Below are 18,085 nucleotides of genomic sequence, written 5' to 3'. Positions count from 1 at the left end.
ATCGGGAAGACGCGCTGCCTCAGCCATGGTCGTACCACTGCAGCAGCAACATTGCGGCCACGGCCAACGCCAGCAGCGCGGCAACCACGCGCAGCCAGCGGCTGGCGCGCAATTGCCGCCACCAGGCAGCGGCTTCGGACGTGCCGCTGGCATCGCGCACGCGTCGACGCTGTGGCGCGGACGCGGAAGGAGGGGCCGCAGACTGGCGGTCGTCGTGACGCATGGCGCAAGGCTGTCGCGCAGGCTGTCGCATGGGGGTGAACGCGATGTGGTGCGCGTGTCATCGCGCGCAAACGAGGGCCGGCTGCGTCCGGTCAACCGCATCATCGCTTCGGTAATGCGCCCCGTCTTGCAGCAAAGACGATGCAGTGCTAGCAGACAGTCAGTGCGAGCAGAACGCGTAGTGCCCCATCACGGTCGCTCGGCGGGGCAGCAGCGCACGAGCGCTGCGCTCGGCACGGCGCTCATGCCGCAGCCGTCGCTGCGGCATGGTGGGCGGGCAAGCGGGCATCGATCCGGTGCTTGCCGGCCAGCGCCTGCATGCCCTGCAAGGTGGCCTGCACCGCACTGGCATAGCCGCTGCGCCACAAGTCGGCGCGCGACTGCCGCGACGCCGCCGCATTCAGCGCCAGCGCGAAGGCCGGCACGCGTGGATCGGCCAAGGCGGCGCGCTCCAGAAAAGGCTGCTCCGGGGCGATGACGTCGACCGGGGCCAGCCAGGCGTCGGCGACCAGCTCGGCCACGCCGGCGCGGTGCGAGAGCTGGTGCATGGCAGTGAGCGTCTCGTGCAACATTTCCAGGCACGCCCATTGCCACAGCGCGGCCTTGTACTGCGGGTCGGCCTGGTCCAGGGCGGACAAGGCGCCATCCACATGATCGATGCGAAGATCCTGCATGGCCGACTCCACGATACGGCGTTGCGATCCGCACATTCTGCGCGGCGAAAGTGAGCGCAACGTGAGTCGTGCGGCGGCGGCAGCGTGCACGCGGCCACAGCGGGCGCGGCGACAGCCATCGCGTATACTGGCAGCGCGCGCCCGCTCGCGCCGCTCTCTCACTACGCGCTTCCCATGACGCCACCCTGACACCCGCAGCTTGCATCGGCCCGCCTCGACGGCAGGCCACAGGTTGCTGGTTTTCCATTGCATACAGCGAGCGCTGCCCTGCGACAGGGGCAGTGTCGGGAGCGTTTACCTTGAAATTTTCCTCTTCCCTGCGCCAATCGTGGTGCGGCAATCTCCGTGGCGACGTGCTCGCCGGCCTGGTCGTCGCACTGGCGCTGATTCCCGAGGCGATCGCGTTCTCGATCATCGCCGGGGTCGACCCCAAGATCGGCCTGTACGCGGCCTTCTGCATCTGCGTGACCATCGCCTTCGCCGGTGGACGCCCCGGCATGATCTCCGCCGCCACCGGCGCGATGGCGCTGCTGATGATCGGCCTGGTCAAACAGCACGGCGTGCCCTACCTGCTGGCGGCCACGCTGCTGACCGGCGTGCTGCAGATCCTGGCCGGGTTGTTCAAGCTCGGTGCGCTGATGCGCTTCGTCTCGCGCTCGGTGATCACGGGCTTCGTCAACGCGCTGGCGATCCTGATCTTCATGGCGCAGCTGCCCGAGCTGATCGGCGTGCCCGCGCCGGTGTATCCGCTGGTGGCGCTGGGCCTGCTGATGATATATGGCCTTCCCTGGCTGTCGCAGCGCAGCTTCCCCGGCATCGGCCTGTGGCTGCTGGTGCTGGGCGCGGCCTTGACCGCAGGCAGCATGGCGCCGTGGACCCTGCTGCCGGTCGCGGCGGGCGGCGCGACGGCGCTACTGCTCGGGCACCGCTGGACGTGCGGCCTGGCCGTGCCGCCGCCGTTGGTGGCGATCGTGCTGCTGACCGGGATGGCGCTGTACTTCGGCATCCACGTGCCCACCGTCGGCGACAAGGGACAACTGCCCGATCGCCTCCCCAGCCTGCTGCTCCCGGTCGTACCGTGGACGCTGGACACGCTGCGGATCGTGTTCCCGGTCGCGGCGACGATGGCGGTGGTCGGCCTGCTCGAGTCGATGATGACCGCGCAGATCGTCGACGACATGACCGACACGCCCAGCGACAAGAACCGCGAATGCGTGGGCCAGGGCGTGGCCAACATCGTCAGCGGCCTGTTCGGCGGCATGGCCGGCTGCGCGATGATCGGGCAATCGGTGATCAACGTGAAGTCCGGCGGGCGCGGCCGCCTGTCCGCGCTGGTCGCCGGCAGCGTGCTGTTGCTGCTGGTGGTGTTCGCCGGCGCCTGGGTGCGGCAGATCCCCATGGCCGCGCTGGTGGCGGTGATGATCATGGTCTCGGTCGGCACATTCAGCTGGCGTTCGCTGGCGCAGTTGCGCACCCACCCGGCCAGTTCCAGCGTGGTGATGCTCGGCACCGTCGCGGTGACCGTGGCCACCCACGACTTGGCGCGCGGCGTGCTCACCGGCGTGCTGCTGTCGGCGCTGTTCTTCGCGCGCAAGGTCGGGCGCATGCTGCACATCGCGCGCAGCGAGGACGCCGATGGCGGCCACACCTACCGCATCCGCGGCCAACTGTTCTTCGCCTCGGCCGGCGGCTTCGCCGGTGCCTTCGACTTCGCCCACGCGCCGGCGCGGGTCACCCTGGACCTGAGCGACGCGCATGTCTGGGACATCAGCGCGATCGGCGCGCTCGACCAGGTGGTGCTGAAATTTCGCCGCCACGGCGCGCAAGTCCACGTCGTGGGGTTGAACCCGGGCAGCGCGGCCATGGTCGGACGGCTGGGGACGCACCATCGCGAGGACGCAGAGCGCATTCCCCTGCATTGAGGCCGCCGAGCAGCGTCCACACGGCAGCGAGTGGACGCGTAGTGCGGCGAACACGTCATCCGACGGGCGCCGCGCGACAAGCATCGCGTTCCGCTCATGCGCTGACATGGCGACGACGTCGCACGATTAGCATCGGCCTGCCGACCGACTGCGCAGGAGACCCGCGATGCCGCTGGACCACTGGCAATTGCCGCCGCACGCCTGGGTGCCCAACCATCCGTTCCTGCCGGTGCTGCACTACCGGCAGTGCGCCGGCGCCATCGACGCCGACGGCTTCGAGCGGCGCTTCGCCGCGCACGGCTGGCCGCCGCAATGGCGCGACGGCATCTACGACTACCACCACTACCACTCCACCGCGCACGAGGTGCTGGGCGTCGCCCGCGGCAACGCCCATGTGCTGCTCGGCGGCCCGGGCGGTATCGAGGTCACGCTCGCGGCCGGCGACGCCCTGCTGCTGCCGGCCGGCACCGGCCATTGCCGGCTGTCGGCCAGCGCCGACTTCATGGTCGTCGGCGCCTATCCGGACGGCCAGGACTGGGACATCTGCCGCCAGGCGCCCGACGCTGCGATGCTGCAACGGATCGTGCGGGTGCCGGTTCCGCAGAGCGACCCGCTGCTCGGGGCGGGTGGGCCATTGCTGGAGTATTGGCGAATGCCGAACCCGCTGCGATAGCGGCATTCACATCGCCCCGAACGTCAGGACTTGGTGATCCACACCTCATCCAGCGGGTCGAACTCGCTCGTCAGCATCTGATCCGCACGCCAGCCAAATCCACAGATCGCCATGACGCCTTCTTCCATCGGATCCAGCCCAAGCCAGGTTTCGATGTCCATTTCGTTGATCGCAGAGGTGACGAATGCGCCCATGCCCAGCTCCGTGGCGCTGAGATAGAGCGTCTGCGAAATATGTCCGATGTCGAGAATCGTAGCGCGGTATGCCTTTGCATGCCGCCTGTACTTCCAGAAGCTACGCGCGAAGCGCGTCGTCAGCACGAGCATCACCGGAGCGTCGGAGAACCAGTGCTGTCCAGCCAGTGCTTGCCTCGCCAGTTCCGCTAACGGCACATCGTCGATCGCCATGGGTTCCAGCGCATGGTCGACAGCATGATAGTGGTAGATTCCCGGCGCGATTCCGTCCACGTTCTGCACGATCAGGTAGGCCTCCGTCGGGTGCAGGCCACCACCCGACGGCACGTTCTTCTTGAGGAAGCGTGCGTCATCCGCGACCCGGACCACCGCCTGCGCCATCAATACACGTTGCAACATGCGGGACAGCAATGCGGCGGGCACCGACCGCGTCTGATCGAAGTTCCGGCAGGTCGCGCGCCTGGCCAGCAGGGCATCGAAGTCGTTTCCCGGCTGCCTTGCCAGTGGAACGCGATTGCTTGGCTCGGTCAGCGCATGGCTCTCCGCCGGTGGCGGCCCCATCTTCTCCCGAAGATCGGCAGCGGTCGCCATTCCTCCCGTCTCCATCGCGGCAGCGCTGTCCAGACCACCCCAACGGCTGAGGCGCTGCATCAGCGCTGCGGCGGGCCACCAATGCATGGAACGTAGCGATTCGTCGCGCTGCCGGTGAACCAGATACTTCCTCCCGTCACCTATCAGCAACCCTTTTTGCAGAAGACCGAGCAACAGCGCCCTGGGATGCGATTTCGCCTGTTCGCTCGTCATCCATTGATGAGGGCTAATCGTTCCGAGCAGCGCGATTTCAGAGTCACTGACGTCGACTTCCGCGTCCAGATGCGCAGCGTAGGCGAGCCAACTCTGGGAGCGCACCAGACCGTCCCCACCCTGCAGAATGGATTCCAGACTGAAATCCGCCTCCTCCGTACTTTCAAAAAATAATATGGCGCAGCGTCGTATTTTCATGAAGATTCTTATTTAAATTGTTTTAGTGCGCGATGGCAACGGATCGCATAACCATGTCAACATCAGAACACAAGGATAATTCGCATCCATATGATTTTGTTAGATTTGTGCGAAAAATTGCCATGCGTTCGCGGCGATGCACATGCTAAGCTAAGTTCGCGACCGGATACTGCCGTGCCCGACGCGCACAACAGCACCATTAACTACAGGGGAATGACATGAGCGCACAAACGATACAGCTGGACCTTGCTTGCGTAGAAAAGTTGTTGGACAAGTTGAGCACGGACAATGCGTTCCGCAAATTGTTCAAGAAGTCGCCGCTGGATGCGCTGATCAGCATTGGGTGCAAGCCGCCGGAAGGATGTCCGGTTCCCCCATGCCTGATCGTGCACAAGATCGCGCCGAAGGAGGAAATCGTCCGGGCATTGCAGGAGCTTCGCGCCTATCTGACCTCGCATGCGTCTCAAACCAATCCCCACTGCTTCGAAGCGGGCAAGATCCTGGGAACAATCGGAAAGAAGTGAGGTGCGCCATCAGTTGAGCGCGACGCGGTCTCCCTGCCTCGGCCGGGTATCGCTCACGTTCAACGGTTGCATGACGATACTCCCCGCGGCCTGGATGTAGGCCAGACCGCGGTTTTTCTCCAGCCATGCGTCCTGCCGCGCGACCAAGCCACTTTCGCGACACGCCTGTGCCGCATCACGCAGTGCAACATGGGCCTGGAATATCTCCCGTCCGGAGAGCAGTTCGTTAAGCGACCCGATCGATCCAGCGCAGTTACCTTTCAATCGCAGGTCGCCTGCCTTCAGGATGGCCAGCAGTTGAGAGACGTTGCTGTCGCCTGTTGCATGCGCCACGGCGTCCATCTGGGACGCACGCTCCGTGTAGAACTTCGCATTACCAGAGCGTTGCGCTAGATACGCATAGCCCAGGGCGATGAAGGCCAGATCCGATCGATCCGCAGGATTGGCCCGCGCCGCCGCCGCGACGGCCTGGGCATAGCCGGCCTCCAGCTCCGACGTCTTCAGTGCTCCAGTGGTGAGGAAGTCGACGCAGTGCAGCATGAACAGAAATTGCTGATAGACCTGTTCGTTACGGGACTTGAAGTGGTCGGCGTAGGTTGCAGCGGTGCGGCGGGCATCCCGCCATTTCCTGCGGTCGACCGCGATGCTGATCGTCTCGAAGCCTGCGGACTGTGTCGCCTCGGACAAGGCATCCTGCTTGGCGAGAGACTTCAAGAGCGTCTCCGCATCGTCCAGACGGCCCATTGCGGCAAGTGTTGCGGCGCGCTGCCGCGTCGCGCTCAGGCCACGCGACGCTTCGCTTTCGCGAAACAGTTCCAGCGCTGAAGCGAAGTTGTTCTCCGCCAGCCGCGCCCGCGCCATCGTATCGATCGCGAAACCGCGCAAGGGATTTTGCTGCACCGCGGCGCGCTGCGCGGTTTTGTACGCACCTTCGTAGTCGCCGGCAACGAAGGCGCTCCACGCATAGTTCGCCGTTCCCGCGTAGTAGTCGGGGTAGATGTCGGCCAACGTCTTCCAGCGCTCCGGAGAGTTCATCGCAGGCTTGTCCGAAAACTCGGCGCTCCACGCATCCAGATACAACCTGTCGCGCGGCGGCAATCGGTCCCGAAGCTTCATGGCCAACCGCAGGTATTTCTCGGCATTGGCGTTGTCGCTGGCGCTGACGTACACCCTCAGGATTCCCAGGTAGGCGAGCGCGAACTCCGGATCAAGCTCGACTGCACGGCGATACAACGCCAGAGCCTGGTCGCGCTTGGATCGTCCGTAAGCGTCCACGCCGAGCGCATAGGCCCTCAATGCATCCAGGTTGGCGGTCGCCACCTGAGGGAGTGGAATGGACTCCTTCTCCACATTCGCCAATGCTTCGCCGAGGTTCTGTCTCAACTCATGGGTGATCGTGTCGACGGAGGCCAGCGCAGAGCCCATCCCCCTCCCATCGGCGACCTGTGCGTAGACGGTGGATTGGGTCCTGGGATCCACCACCTCCGCGCTGATCCGCAACCTGCCGCCAAACTCGGAAACGGTGGGAAGAATCACCGCACGCGCCCCGCTTCTCAAGGCGACTTCGGAGGCGGTTTCCCGGTTCAGGACCGTGCTTTCCGGATCGCGCCGCATTCCGCCCAGGGTTTCGCGCACCTTCAGATCACTGAGCACATTGACGTAGCGCGACTGTTCCAGACTGATGCGGAAGGCCTGCTGCAGGGAGTCGTCCAGGGCGACATCGCCGGTCAGATTGCGCAAATCCCCCACCACCACCCAGTCGCGTTCGGCGAAGGCGATGGCCGGCTGCGGGCGGGTGACGAACCAGGCGCCGACCGCGAACGCGGCGATCAGCGCCGCTTCCGCCGCCAGCGCCGCCGGCCGCCGCCACAGCGGGATGTCGCGCCAGGCCTTGGGCGTGGGCTTGGGCGCGCGCAGCGGGGTGTGGCCGATCTCGCCGACTTCGTAGATTTCCAGCGGGGTGGGCACGCCCTTGAAGCGCCAGCGGCCGTGCGATTTCCACAGCAGGCGCTCACCGCGCTCGCCCAGTTCGCGCGCGGCGCGGTGGGTCAGCGACTCGGCCACCGCCGAGAGCAGGATCTGCCCGGGCCGGGCCAGGGTCATCAGCCGCGCCGCGGTCGGCTTGGCCAGGCCTTCCACTTCCAACGGCTTGGCACCCACCTGCACGGCCGCGTCGCTGTTGCGCCAGGTCAGCACTTCGCCCACGTGCAGGCCGGCGCGCACCTTCAGGTCCAGCGCGCGCGACGCGCCCAGCGCGTGCAGGCCGCGGCTGTAGTCCAGGGCGAACCCAAGGCCGTCGATCGGCCGTTCGAACAACAGCAGCAGGCCATCGGAGCGGTCGATCAGGCGGCCGCGCCAGCGCTGCTGCAGTTCCAGCACCAGCGAGTCGTGCCGCTTGAACAGGTCGGCCGCATTGGCGTCGCCGAGCTTTTCCACCAGCGCCACCGAATCGCACAAGTCGGTCAGCAGCAGGGTACGAAGCTGCGGGACCTCGGGCTGCGGTGCGGTGGCATCGGTCATGGCGGCGGCTCGGCAGGGACGCGGTAGCTCAGCAGGGGGCAGAGGCGAGGTCGTGCCAGTACAGCCGGTTGCCGCCCTGGCGCTTGGCTTCGTACAGCGCCGCATCGGCGTTGGCGTACCAGTCGTTCCAGTCCGAATGCGGATCGACCCGGCTGATGCCGATGCTGACCGGGCAGATGTGCGGCGCCGGGTGCGGCACGCCCAGCAGGTTCTGCACGGTGGCGAGCACGAACTCGCCGATGCGGCGCAGGTCCTCGACCGTGCCGGCGGCCACCAGCAGGCAGAATTCGTCGCCACCCAGGCGGCACGCCGTGTCGTCCGGCCCGGCCACCGAACGCAGGATGTTGGCGACGTTCTGCAGCACGCGATCGCCGACCAGGTGGCCGTGGGCATCGTTGATGTGCTTGAAGCGGTCGCAGTCGATCAGCAGCAGGCCCGGGCCGGGCGAGCGGCCATCGCGGCGACACTCCTGCAGGCGCAGGATCAGTCCGCGGCGGTTGTGCAGACCGGTCAGTTCGTCGGTCCGCACCAGCTCCTCGGTCTGGCTGAGCTGGTGGGTGGTGGCGTAGAGGTTGTCCAGCGCGGCTTCCAGGTCGCGGTTGCGCCGGCGCAGCTGGCGGATCAGGGTCTGCTCGTTCATCACCACGCGCATGATCGTGCGGCGCAGGAAGTAGGCGACCACGCCCGGGTCGCGTTCGACCAGGCGCTGGAAATCGTCGTGGTCCAGTTCCACCAGGGCGCCGTCGCTGGCGGCGAGCGCGTCGGCGCTGCGCATGTGGTTGCCGATCAGCAGGCCCAGCTCGCCGAAGAACTCGCCATGGCCCAGGTGCTTGACCACCAGGTCCTCGCCGAAATCCAGATCGATCACGCCGCTGGTGATCACGAACATGGCGCTGCCGCCGTCGCCGCGACGGAACAGCACATCGCCGGCGCGCACCGTACGGGCGCGACCGAACTCGGAAAACAGGCGCAATTCTGCGGCGGTCAGCACCGCCAGCTCGTTCGGCTTCGGAGCGACCGCAGCGTTGGAAATTGTGCCGCGTGCGGTGGATGCGGCGCTGTCGCAGCTCATCCGGCCCCCTAATGTGACGTCGCTGGCCCTGTCCGCGGAGCATAGCACCTACACGCCGCCCTCACGATACGTTTCACAGGCAATCTCGCTCCTGCGAGAGACGTCGCAGCCGCCGCTGCGGCGATCTGTCGCACGCGGTAGACAGCGTCGTTCCGCCGACGGCAGCCACGAAAAAAAGCCCGGGCGAACCCGGGCTTCCCACCTCCTGCCAGGGAGGGGCGATCGATCGGCGCGCCTGGCTGCAGGTCAGGCCGCTTTCTCGCCATGGAACTGTTCTTCCTCGGTCGAGCCCTTCAGCGCGGTGGTCGAGGACTGGCCCTGCTGAATCGCCTGGGTCACCGCATCGAAGTAGCCGGTGCCGACCTCGCGCTGGTGCTTGACCGCGGTGAAGCCACGGTCGGCGGCGGCGAACTCGGCCTCCTGCAGTTCGACGAAGGCGCTCATCTGCCGGCGCGCGTAGCCGTGCGCCAGGTTGAACATCGAGTAGTTCAGCGCATGGAAGCCGGCCAGGGTGATGAACTGGAACTTGTAGCCGTAGCTGGCGATCTCGCGCTGGAACTTGGCGATGGTGGCGTCGTCCAGGTTCTTCTTCCAGTTGAAGCTGGGCGAACAGTTGTAGGCCAGCAGCTTGCCGGGGAACTTGGCGTGGATGGCCTCGGCGAACTTGCGCGCGAACTCCAGGTCCGGCTTGCCGGTCTCGCACCAGATCAGGTCGGCGTAGGGCGCGTACGCCAGGCCGCGGCTGATCGCCTGGCCCAAGCCCTTGTGGGTGCGGAAGAAGCCCTCGACCGTGCGCTCGCCGGTGGTGAACGGGCGATCGTTGGGGTCGATGTCGCTGGTCACCAGGTCGGCGGCCTCGGCATCGGTGCGCGCCACCAGCAGGGTCGGCACGCCCATCACGTCGGCAGCCAGGCGCGCGGCGTTCAACTTCTCGATCGCCTCGCGGGTCGGCACCAGCACCTTGCCGCCCATGTGTCCGCACTTCTTCACCGAGGCCAGCTGGTCCTCGAAGTGCACGCCGGCCGCGCCTGCCTCGATCATCGCCTTCATCAGCTCGAAGGCGTTGAGCACGCCGCCGAAGCCGGCCTCGGCATCAGCCACGATCGGCTGCAGGAAGTCGATCTCGTCCTTGCCCTCGGCGTGGTGCAACTGGTCGGCGCGCAGCAGGGTGTTGTTGATGCGCTTGACCACCGCCGGCACCGAGTCGGCCGGGTACAGCGACTGGTCCGGATACATCTGCCCGGCCAGGTTGGCGTCGGCGGCGACCTGCCAGCCGGACAGGTAGATGGCGTTGAGCCCGGCCTTGACCTGCTGCATCGCCTGGTTGCCGGTCAGCGCGCCCAGCGCGTTGACGAAATCCTTTTCGTGCAGGTACTTCCACAGCTTCTCGGCGCCGAGCCGGGCCAGCGAATGCTCCACGTGCACCGTGCCGCGCAGGCGCACCACGTCGGCGGCGGTGTAGTTGCGGGTGATCCCGGCCCAGCGCGGATCGGTGTCCCAGTCGCGCTGGATCTGTTCGGCGGTCTGCAGCGTGGTGCTCATCTGGCGTTCTCCTCGAAAATGGATGCAGCGATGAAACGGTGGGGGTGTGGTCGGATAGACAGCGTTGGCAGACACGGAAGGGACCAGATGCGGGGACACCGCCTTCACGATTCCCCATTCCCGAATCCCCACTCCCGGCCTCACATCAATCAATCAACTGATAGGCCGGCAAGGTCAGAAAGTCGGCCAACTCTTCGTCGCGGGTCAGGCGGTCGAGCAAGCCGATGGCCTCGTCCACGCGCGCCCCGCCCGGCAGCAGCGCGCGCTCGCCCAGCCGTGCCGGCAACTGCCGCAGGCAGGCGTCGAACAGGGCGAAGTCGATGGCGGTGCCGTCGTCCAGGTGCAGGCCGCCCACGTGCAGCCACTGCCACAGCTGGCTGCGGCTGATCTCGGCGGTGGCGGCGTCTTCCATCAGGTGGTGGATCGGCACGCAGCCGTTGCCGTCCAGCCACGCCGCCAGGTAGCGCACGCACACTTCGATGTTGCCCTCGAAGCCGGCGCGGGTGATGGTGCCGGCGGACGGGGCGATCAGCGTGTCGCGGTCGGCCTGCACGTCCTCGCGGCGCACCGCATGCTGGTTCGGCGTGCGCATGTGCTCGTCGAACACGGCGCGGGCGATCGGGATCAGCGCCGGGTGCGCGACCCAGGTGCCGTCGTGGCCAGCGGTGACTTCACGCAGCTTGTCCGCGCGCACCCGCGCCATCGCCTGCTCGTTGGCCGCCTCGTCGTGGCCGATCGGGATCTGCGCGGCCATGCCGCCCATCGCATGCGCGCCGCGGCGGTGGCAGGTGCGGATCAGCAGTTCCGAGTAAGCCTTCAGGAACGGCTGGGTCATGGTCACCTGGCCGCGCTCGGGCAGCACCCGGTCCGGATGCCGGCGGAAGGTCTTCAGGTAGGAAAAGATGTAGTCCCAGCGGCCGCAGTTCAGGCCGACGATGCGGCCGCGCAGCGCGTGCAGGATCTCGTCCATCTCGAACACTGCTGGCAGCGTCTCGATCAGCACGGTGACCTTGATCTGGCCCTGCGGCAGGCCGAGCATGTCCTCGATGTGGGCCAGCGCGGCCTCCCACAGCGCCGCTTCCTCCATCGACTGCAGCTTGGGCAGGTACAGGTACGGGCCGCGGTCCTTGGCCTGCAGCGTGCGGCCGTTGTGGAAGGCGAACAGGGCGGCGTCGAACAGGCCGCCGGCCAGCGGCTGGCCGTCGACCAGCACGTGCTTCTCGTCCAGGTGCCAGCCGCGCGGGCGCACGATCAGCACCGCCTGCTCCTCGTACGGGCGCAGCGCATAGCGCTTGCCCGGGCTGCCGTCGCGCGCGGCCGGCGCGGTGAAGGTCAGGGTGCCGGCGACCGCCTCGGCCAGCGCGCGCTGGCCGGCGACCAGATTGCGCCAGGTCGGCGCGGTCGAGTCCTCGAAGTCGGCCATGTACACCTTGGCGCCGGAGTTCAGCGCGTTGATGACCATCTTCGGATCGGTCGGCCCGGTGATCTCGACCCGGCGGTCCTGCAGCGCCTCGGGCAGCGGTGCCACCTGCCAGTCGCCGTCGCGGATCGCGCGGGTGTCGTCGCGGAAGTCCGGCAGGCCGCCGGCGTCGAAGAACGCCTGGCGCTCGCGCCGCGCGGCCAGCCGCGCCTGGCGCTCCGGCTCGATCGCCCGGTGCAGCGACACCAGCAGGGCCAGCAGCGGCGGCGGCAGCAGGGCGTCCTGGCCGGCCAGCGAAGCAGTGAGCGCGATACCCGGCGTGGAGCGCGTGGACGGGTCGGGGGCGGTGGCGAAAGCGGGGGCGGACATGTGGGGATTCCTCGATGTTTCCGGGTCTCCACCGTGCTGCCGGCGCATGTATTTGACAAAGCAGTTTTGTCAATGCTTTATATAAGCAAGCCTTATATCCATCACGTCATGGCCACGGGCAACCCCGCAACCCCGCGATTTCCCTACAAATCCGACCGGCTCAAGCCGCTGCGCGCGTTCTGCCAGACGGTGCGACTGGGCGCGGTATCGCGGGCCGCGGAGGCCTTGTTCGTCAGCCAGCCGGCGGTGACCCTGCAGTTGCAGGCGCTGGAACGCGAACTGGGCGTGGTGCTGTTCGAACGCAGCGGCCGCCGCCTGGTGCCCAGCCGCGAGGGCCAGTTGCTGTACGAGATGGCGCAGCCGCTGGTGGAGAGCCTGGACCGGCTGGAGGCGGATTTCCGCGAGAAGGCGCGCGGGCTGGACGCCGGCGAGCTCAACGTCGCCGCCAACAGTTCCACCATCCTCTATCTGCTGCCCAAGATCGTGGAGGCCTTCCGCGCCCGCCACCCGCAGGTGCGGCTGACCCTGCACAACGCGATCAGCGCCGACGGTACCGACCTGCTGCGCGAGGACGCGGTGGACCTGGCGGTCGGCTCGATGCTCGACGTGCCGGCCGACCTCAGCTACGCCCCGGTATACCGGTTCGAACAGTTGCTGATCACCCCGCGCGACCACGCACTGGCCCGCAAGCCCAAGCTGACCCTGGAAGACCTGTCGCCCTACCCGCTGATCCTGCCGCCGCGGCGCCAGGTCACCTATCGCCTGGTGGACCTGGTATTCCAGCAGGCGCGCGTGCCCTACACCGTGGCGCTGGAGGTCGGCGGCTGGGAGGTGATCAAGCAGTACGTGGCGATGGGCATGGGCGTGTCCATCGTCAGTTCGATCTGCCTCACCGACGCCGACCGCGCGCGCCTGGCCACCCGCGCCCTGGGCGACTACTTCCCGGCGCGCAGCTACGGCGTGGTAGTGCGCAAGGGCAAGTATCTGTCGCCGCAGGCGCGCGCCTTCATCGAGCTGATCCAGCCGGACCTGTTCACCCCGCGCGGCTACGACGAGAGCGGGCCGTCGGAGCGGTAGCCGCGCCCTTGGGCTCTGCTACCGTGGCGGCACGCCCGCTGCACACCCACTGCCCGTGTCCCTGCCCTCCCGCTACGCCGAAGCCGACGCGCCAGCGGCGCTGCGCGACCGCCTGCGTTGCAGTTGGCGGTTCCGACAGGGCGAAGCCGAGACCGCCGCGACGCAGGTGCTGCCGGATGGCTGCGTCGACCTGATCTGGGACGGCCGCGCCCTGTTCGTGGCCGGGCCGGATCGCCGCGCCAGCGAGGCCACGCTGGCACCAGGCAGCGTGCTCACCGGCGTGCGCCTGGCCGCCGGGGCCGGCGCCAGCCTGCTCGGCGTGCCGCTACACGCTATCGCAGACCAGCGTGTGCCGCTGGAGGCGCTGTGGGATGGGCAAGGCCGTCACTGGCAGGCGCAGTTGGAAGATGCCGCCGACCCGCTGGCGGCCCTGCACGCACTATGCGCCAGCCGCCCGCTGCAGGCCGACCCCGCCATGGCCTGGCTGTTCGCACAACTCGCCGGCGACGCACCGCCGCGACTGGCAGCGTTGACCGCCGCGCTGGGCGTCAGCGAACGCACGCTGCGGCGGCGCAGCCACGAGGCCTTCGGCTACGGTGCCAAGACCCTGGAGCGCATCCTGCGCCTGCAACGCTTCCTGGGCCTGGTGCACCAGCATCCCAGCCTGACCGCGGCCGCCCTCGAGGCCGGCTACGGCGATGCACCGCATCTGGTGCGCGACAGCCGGCAACTGACCGGGCTCAGCCCACGCGCGCTGGTGCAGCGGCATGCACGTTGACAGGGTCTGCGACGGCAGTGCGCCGCTGAGAGCGACGAAACGCGCGCTATCGGGCGTTCGCGTCGTAGGAGCGGCTTCAGGCGCGACAGGCGGTCACGATAACGCCTGTCGCGGCTGAAGCCGCTCCTACAAGGCACTGCACCTGCATCTACCTGGATTGCAGCAAAAACGGTTTATCCGGCCCCTCGCTGGGGCACGCCGACGCCGCGCTGCATGGAGCACAGGCTGTGGTGTGTCGCCGTTTGCTACCGTGCCGCCAGGTGCGAACGCCCGGGTGACACATATGGCCAGAGATGCAGGCTTGGAGCACATGCTGCGCGACACGCTCGGTGCGCAGCGCGGTCTGACCGAGAAACCGATGTTCGGTGGCTGGGCCTGGCTGCTGCACGGCCATCTGCTGTGCGGCGCGCGCGACGACGGCGTGCTGGTGCGACTCGGTAAGGGCAACGACGCGTGGGCGTTGGCCCTGCCCGAAATCGTGCCGATGCTGTCGCGCGGCCGGGCGATGGCCGGTTGGGTCCGGGTCGCGCCGTAGACCTTCGCCGACGACGCGCTCGCCGCACGCCTGCTGCGCGAAGCCATCGCCTTCGTCCGCACGCTCCCGGCGAAGTAAAGCGGCTGCACAGGTCGACCGCGCGCTCCGCCAGCGCAGCGTCGATCCAGTTCGACCTCGCACCGATCGGATCGCCGACGGGCTGTGCATCGAGTTCCACCGCCCCCAACGCAAGGATTCCAAGCCACGCCCTTCGAGAAGTCGGCAAGAACCGCACGGCCGAAGACAGGCCTGGCGTGCAACCGAAGCGCAGACACCGCCGCTGCGGAACCGTCGAACGCGACGGCCAACCCGCTGGCCGTTTTCGCCAAGCCGGCGCCGCCCGGGCGATGGATACTGCCGGCTCGTCCACAGGAGCCGCCCATGTCCCGCGCCGAGCAACACCACCGCATCGACTATCTGGAATTTGCCGTCGCCTCGATCGATGCGGCCAAGGCCTTCTACGGCCAGGCCTTCGACTGGACCTTCCAGGACTATGGCCCGGACTACTGCGAATTCCGCGACGGCCGCCTGAGCGGCGGCTTCTTCCACGGCACGCCGCAGCCCGGCGGCGCCCTGGTGGTGCTGTACTCCAACGACCTCGCCGCCACCCAGGCCCGCATCGAAGCCGCCGGCGGCCGCATCGTGCGCCCGCTGTTCGACTTCCCGGGCGGGCGCCGCTTCCACTTCGCCGACCGCGACGGCTATGAGTTGGCGGTGTGGTGCGAGGGCTGATGGCCGCTGCGCACGCGCGGCGATGCGGCGGCGCTAGCCCGGATCCCGCGCGTAATGCCCCAGGAACATGTCGGCCGCAGACGCGGCGACCTCGGCCTGCTGCGCCGCGCTGAGCGGTGGCTGGCCCATGCTCACCTGCGGCCAGAACGCCAGGCCCTTGATCAGCGCCTGCAACTGCTGCGCGGCGAACTCGGGCTGCAGAGGCTTGAGCCGGCCGTCGGCCAGCGCCGCGCGCAACCACACCAGAGTGCCCTCCTCCTTGCTGCCCAGGCGCGCGACCAGATCACGCGCACGCTCGGGCGCACGCATGCCCTCGACCATCGCCATCCGCGACAGGTCGACGAAGGCGGGATCGTCGAACAGCCGCAGCTTCTGCCGCAGCAACTGCAGCAGCTGTGCGCGCAGCGGCTGCTGCGGGTCGTAAGGCACGCCGACCGTGTCCAGGCTGCGCTGCCAGAGCTGCACCAGGATCTCGTCGAACAGCGCGTCCTTGCTGGGGAAATGGTTGTAGACGGTGCGCTTGGACACGCCGGCGCTGGCCGCGATGCGGTCCATGCTGGTGGCCTCGAAGCCATGGCCACGGAACTCGGCGATCGCCGCCTCCAGGATCGCCTGGCGCTTGCGATCGGTCAGCCGTGTCGGAGCGGGCGTGGAAAGAGAAGCCATGAACGGATGTTACACCGACCGGTTTACTTTCGCGAAAAGGAAACTACACTGTGCAGTGTAACTTCCCCGCAAGATGCCCTCCAAGGATTGCTGCCATGTCCGCATCCGCTTCCCTGTTGTCCCCTGTCCCGCCCTCGCATCTGGCCTCGCCGCAGTACCGCCACGGCCGCTTCCGCAACGCCACCCCAGGCACCAGCGGCATGCCCGGTCTTGCCGGGACCCTGCGGATCCTGTGGCATCTGCTGACCCGCAAGTCGCCCGAGGCGGTGCCTGCGCAGCCGCTGCCGGTGCTGCCGCTGACCGCCGCACAGCTGCTGGCCGCGCCCGACCGCAGCCTGTACCGGCTGGGCCATTCCACCGTGCTGCTCAAGCTGCGCGAACGCTTGTGGCTGACCGACCCGGTGTTCTCCGAACGCGTCTCGCCGTTTCCGTTCGCCGGCCCGCGGCGCTTCCACGCACCGCCGATCGCGCTGGACGCGTTGCCGCCGATCGCCGGGGTGATCCTGTCGCACGATCACTACGATCACCTGGACCGCGCCAGCATCCGCCGCCTGGCCGAGCGCGTCGGGACCTTCGTGACCCCGCTGGGCGTGGGCGACCTGCTGCTGCGCTGGGGCGTGGCCGCGGACAAGGTGCGGCAACTGGACTGGTGGCAATCGACCACGGTGGACGGGGTGACGTTGACCGCCACCCCGGCTCAGCATTTCTCCGGGCGCGGCATGTTCGATCGCGGGCGCCGCCTGTGGTGTTCGTGGGCGATCCAGTCACCCGAACTGAAGCTGTTCTTCAGCGGCGACGGCGGCTACTCCGATGGCTTCAAGGCGATCGGCGAGCGGCTGGGGCCCTTCGATGTGAGCCTGATCGAGAACGGCGCCTACGACGTGGACTGGCCGCACGTGCACATGCAGCCGGAGCAGACCCTGCAGGCGCATCTGGACATCCGCGGACGCACGCTGCTGCCGATCCACAACGGCACGTTCGACCTGGCCATGCACGCCTGGCACGAACCCTTCGAACGCCTCGCCGCACTGGCAGAGGCCGCCGGCGTGGCGCTGGCCACCCCGCGGATGGGCGAGCACGTCGACCTCATGCAGCCGGCAACCGGCGCGCGTTGGTGGCGCGCGCTGGCGCAGGAGGTGGCGCCATGAGCCGCTGGACCCTGGCCGACCTGCCGTCGCAGCGCGACAAGATCGCCATCGTTACCGGTGCCAGCCCCGGCGGCCTCGGTTACGAAACCGCGCTGGCGCTGGCCGGCGCGGGCGCCGGCGTGGTGCTGGCCGCACGCAACCCGGGCAAGGGCGAGACCGCGCGGCAGGCGATCCTTGCCGCGCATCCGGCGGCCGACGTGCGCGTGGAAGCCCTGGACCTGGCGCAGCTCGCGTCGGTGTCCGCCTTCGCCGAGCGCATCGCGGCGCGCTACCCGCGGCTGGATCTGCTGATCAACAACGCCGGCGTGATGGCGCCGCCGCAGCGGCAGACCACCGCCGACGGCCTGGAACTGCAGTTCGGCAGCAACTACATCGGCCACTTCGCGCTGACTGCGCGGTTGCTGCCGCTGCTGCGCGCCGCGCCGGGCGCACGCGTGGTGAACCTGTCGAGCCTGGCGCACCGCCAGGGCCGCATCGACTTCGACGACCTGCAGAGCGAACGCCCGTACCGCCCCTGGAAGGCCTATGGGCAATCCAAGCTGGCGATGCTGATGTTCTCGCTGGAACTGCAGCGGCGCAGCGACGCGCACGGGTGGGGACTGTGCGCAGTCGCCGCGCATCCCGGCATCGCGCAGACCGCGTTGGTCGCCAATGGCCCGGACGCAGACGGCCGCCGCAGCGTGGTGGGCACGGCGACCAAATGGCTGGCCCCGTTGATCAGCCATTCCGCTGCGGCCGGCGCACTCCCCACGCTCTATGCCGCGACCTCGCCCCAGGTGCGGGGTGGCGCGTACTACGGGCCCGACGGCCTGTTCGAGCTGAAAGGCGATCCAGCTCTGGCCAGGATCGCCCGGCAGGCGCGCGATCCGCAGGTGGCCGCGCGGCTGTGGGAGGTGGCGTGCACGCTGGCTGGTGTGGCGTTCTGATTGCATAGCGCCAGCAGCACGTTGCATCCGTAGGAGCGGCTTCAGCCGCGACGGGCTCTATCGGGAACGCCCGTCGCGGCTGAAGCCGC

The 18,085-nt window shown here is 68.0% G+C and carries 17 protein-coding genes; 9 read left to right on the top strand and 8 right to left on the bottom strand.

Features of this window, described 5'->3' with window-relative positions; translation table 11 throughout:
* Positions 1 to 19: 19 nt before the first annotated feature.
* Both AC1PMG_RS01400 and AC1PMG_RS01395 read right to left on the bottom strand, forming a co-directional pair.
* Positions 20 to 160, bottom strand: coding sequence for a hypothetical protein (locus AC1PMG_RS01400; protein ID WP_481110382.1), 141 nt, complete (start codon positions 158 to 160; stop codon positions 20 to 22).
* Positions 161 to 464: 304 nt separating this feature from the next.
* Positions 465 to 896, bottom strand: a complete 432-nt coding sequence (locus tag AC1PMG_RS01395; RefSeq protein WP_342073216.1) for a hypothetical protein — start codon at positions 894 to 896, stop codon at positions 465 to 467.
* 299 nt (positions 897 to 1,195) lie between these two features.
* On the opposite strand from AC1PMG_RS01395, the gene AC1PMG_RS01390 reads away from it, so the two are divergent.
* Entirely contained in the window at positions 1,196 to 2,818 is a 1,623-nt protein-coding gene (locus AC1PMG_RS01390) for a SulP family inorganic anion transporter (RefSeq protein ID WP_481110381.1), read from the top strand.
* 166 nt (positions 2,819 to 2,984) lie between these two features.
* The gene (locus tag AC1PMG_RS01385) at positions 2,985 to 3,491 is read left to right on the top strand and encodes a cupin (RefSeq protein WP_481110380.1); all 507 of its coding nucleotides are present in this window, start codon (positions 2,985 to 2,987) and stop codon (positions 3,489 to 3,491) included.
* A gap of 23 nt (positions 3,492 to 3,514) precedes the next feature.
* On the opposite strand, the gene AC1PMG_RS01380 is transcribed toward AC1PMG_RS01385, so the two are convergent.
* The gene (locus AC1PMG_RS01380; protein WP_481110379.1) at positions 3,515 to 4,687 is read right to left on the bottom strand and encodes a putative peptide maturation dehydrogenase; all 1,173 of its coding nucleotides are present in this window, start codon (positions 4,685 to 4,687) and stop codon (positions 3,515 to 3,517) included.
* Between the two features lie 218 nt (positions 4,688 to 4,905).
* Between AC1PMG_RS01380 and AC1PMG_RS01375 the strand changes: the two genes are divergently transcribed.
* Positions 4,906 to 5,211: an NHLP-related RiPP peptide gene (locus AC1PMG_RS01375; protein ID WP_153751633.1), complete on the top strand. Its 306-nt coding sequence runs from the start codon at positions 4,906 to 4,908 to the stop codon at positions 5,209 to 5,211.
* Between the two features lie 9 nt (positions 5,212 to 5,220).
* Here AC1PMG_RS01375 and AC1PMG_RS01370 read toward each other — a convergent pair whose 3' ends face one another.
* The 4 genes from AC1PMG_RS01370 to aceB all read right to left on the bottom strand — a co-directional run bounded on the left by AC1PMG_RS01370 (position 5,221) and on the right by aceB (position 12,134).
* A complete protein-coding gene (locus AC1PMG_RS01370) occupies positions 5,221 to 7,731 on the bottom strand; it encodes a putative peptide modification system cyclase (protein ID WP_481110378.1) in 2,511 nt (836 codons plus the stop codon).
* Between the two features lie 28 nt (positions 7,732 to 7,759).
* On the bottom strand, positions 7,760 to 8,803 hold the full coding sequence (locus AC1PMG_RS01365; RefSeq protein ID WP_017908068.1) for a GGDEF domain-containing protein: 1,044 nt from the start codon (positions 8,801 to 8,803) through the stop codon (positions 7,760 to 7,762).
* A gap of 246 nt (positions 8,804 to 9,049) precedes the next feature.
* Positions 9,050 to 10,345, bottom strand: a complete 1,296-nt coding sequence (aceA, locus tag AC1PMG_RS01360) for an isocitrate lyase (RefSeq protein WP_481110377.1) — start codon at positions 10,343 to 10,345, stop codon at positions 9,050 to 9,052.
* Positions 10,346 to 10,490: 145 nt separating this feature from the next.
* Positions 10,491 to 12,134 (bottom strand): malate synthase A, encoded by a 1,644-nt coding sequence (gene aceB, locus AC1PMG_RS01355; protein ID WP_481110376.1) that lies wholly within the window; start codon positions 12,132 to 12,134, stop codon positions 10,491 to 10,493.
* 108 nt (positions 12,135 to 12,242) lie between these two features.
* Here aceB and AC1PMG_RS01350 point away from each other — a divergent pair, with 108 nt between their 5' ends.
* The 4 genes from AC1PMG_RS01350 (at position 12,243) to AC1PMG_RS01335 (ending at position 15,256) form a co-directional block, all read left to right on the top strand.
* On the top strand, positions 12,243 to 13,211 hold the full coding sequence (locus AC1PMG_RS01350) for a LysR family transcriptional regulator (RefSeq protein WP_481110375.1): 969 nt from the start codon (positions 12,243 to 12,245) through the stop codon (positions 13,209 to 13,211).
* A 55-nt stretch (positions 13,212 to 13,266) separates the two neighbouring features.
* Positions 13,267 to 13,989 (top strand): DUF6597 domain-containing transcriptional factor, encoded by a 723-nt coding sequence (locus tag AC1PMG_RS01345; protein ID WP_481110374.1) that lies wholly within the window; start codon positions 13,267 to 13,269, stop codon positions 13,987 to 13,989.
* A 310-nt stretch (positions 13,990 to 14,299) separates the two neighbouring features.
* Positions 14,300 to 14,524, top strand: coding sequence for a hypothetical protein (locus tag AC1PMG_RS01340; protein ID WP_481110373.1), 225 nt, complete (start codon positions 14,300 to 14,302; stop codon positions 14,522 to 14,524).
* Between the two features lie 381 nt (positions 14,525 to 14,905).
* Entirely contained in the window at positions 14,906 to 15,256 is a 351-nt protein-coding gene (locus AC1PMG_RS01335) for a VOC family protein (RefSeq protein WP_481110372.1), read from the top strand.
* 33 nt (positions 15,257 to 15,289) lie between these two features.
* On the opposite strand, the gene AC1PMG_RS01330 is transcribed toward AC1PMG_RS01335, so the two are convergent.
* Positions 15,290 to 15,922: a TetR/AcrR family transcriptional regulator gene (locus AC1PMG_RS01330; RefSeq protein WP_481110371.1), complete on the bottom strand. Its 633-nt coding sequence runs from the start codon at positions 15,920 to 15,922 to the stop codon at positions 15,290 to 15,292.
* Between the two features lie 95 nt (positions 15,923 to 16,017).
* Between AC1PMG_RS01330 and AC1PMG_RS01325 the strand changes: the two genes are divergently transcribed.
* Together AC1PMG_RS01325 and AC1PMG_RS01320 are read left to right on the top strand one after the other, a co-directional pair.
* On the top strand, positions 16,018 to 17,070 hold the full coding sequence (locus AC1PMG_RS01325; RefSeq protein ID WP_481110370.1) for an MBL fold metallo-hydrolase: 1,053 nt from the start codon (positions 16,018 to 16,020) through the stop codon (positions 17,068 to 17,070).
* Complete coding sequence (locus tag AC1PMG_RS01320) at positions 17,067 to 17,996, top strand: oxidoreductase (RefSeq protein ID WP_481110369.1); 930 nt, start codon at positions 17,067 to 17,069, stop codon at positions 17,994 to 17,996. Before AC1PMG_RS01325 ends, AC1PMG_RS01320 begins: the two co-directional genes overlap by 4 nt.
* The last annotated feature ends 89 nt before the right edge of the window (positions 17,997 to 18,085 follow it).

Source organism: Xanthomonas sp. NCPPB 2250 (genome assembly GCF_056725265.1).
This window is presented reverse-complemented; position numbering and strand designations above follow the sequence as displayed.

Coding starts and splice junctions, on each gene's coding strand:
- AC1PMG_RS01395 (WP_342073216.1), bottom strand. CDS start 896: ATGCAGGATCTTCGCATCGATCATGTGGATGGCGCCTTGTCCGCCCTG.
- AC1PMG_RS01385 (WP_481110380.1), top strand. CDS start 2,985: ATGCCGCTGGACCACTGGCAATTGCCGCCGCACGCCTGGGTGCCCAAC.
- AC1PMG_RS01380 (WP_481110379.1), bottom strand. CDS start 4,687: ATGAAAATACGACGCTGCGCCATATTATTTTTTGAAAGTACGGAGGAG.
- AC1PMG_RS01375 (WP_153751633.1), top strand. CDS start 4,906: ATGAGCGCACAAACGATACAGCTGGACCTTGCTTGCGTAGAAAAGTTG.
- AC1PMG_RS01370 (WP_481110378.1), bottom strand. CDS start 7,731: ATGACCGATGCCACCGCACCGCAGCCCGAGGTCCCGCAGCTTCGTACC.
- AC1PMG_RS01365 (WP_017908068.1), bottom strand. CDS start 8,803: ATGAGCTGCGACAGCGCCGCATCCACCGCACGCGGCACAATTTCCAAC.
- aceA (WP_481110377.1), bottom strand. CDS start 10,345: ATGAGCACCACGCTGCAGACCGCCGAACAGATCCAGCGCGACTGGGAC.
- aceB (WP_481110376.1), bottom strand. CDS start 12,134: ATGTCCGCCCCCGCTTTCGCCACCGCCCCCGACCCGTCCACGCGCTCC.
- AC1PMG_RS01350 (WP_481110375.1), top strand. CDS start 12,243: ATGGCCACGGGCAACCCCGCAACCCCGCGATTTCCCTACAAATCCGAC.
- AC1PMG_RS01340 (WP_481110373.1), top strand. CDS start 14,300: ATGCTGCGCGACACGCTCGGTGCGCAGCGCGGTCTGACCGAGAAACCG.
- AC1PMG_RS01335 (WP_481110372.1), top strand. CDS start 14,906: ATGTCCCGCGCCGAGCAACACCACCGCATCGACTATCTGGAATTTGCC.
- AC1PMG_RS01330 (WP_481110371.1), bottom strand. CDS start 15,922: ATGGCTTCTCTTTCCACGCCCGCTCCGACACGGCTGACCGATCGCAAG.
- AC1PMG_RS01325 (WP_481110370.1), top strand. CDS start 16,018: ATGTCCGCATCCGCTTCCCTGTTGTCCCCTGTCCCGCCCTCGCATCTG.
- AC1PMG_RS01320 (WP_481110369.1), top strand. CDS start 17,067: ATGAGCCGCTGGACCCTGGCCGACCTGCCGTCGCAGCGCGACAAGATC.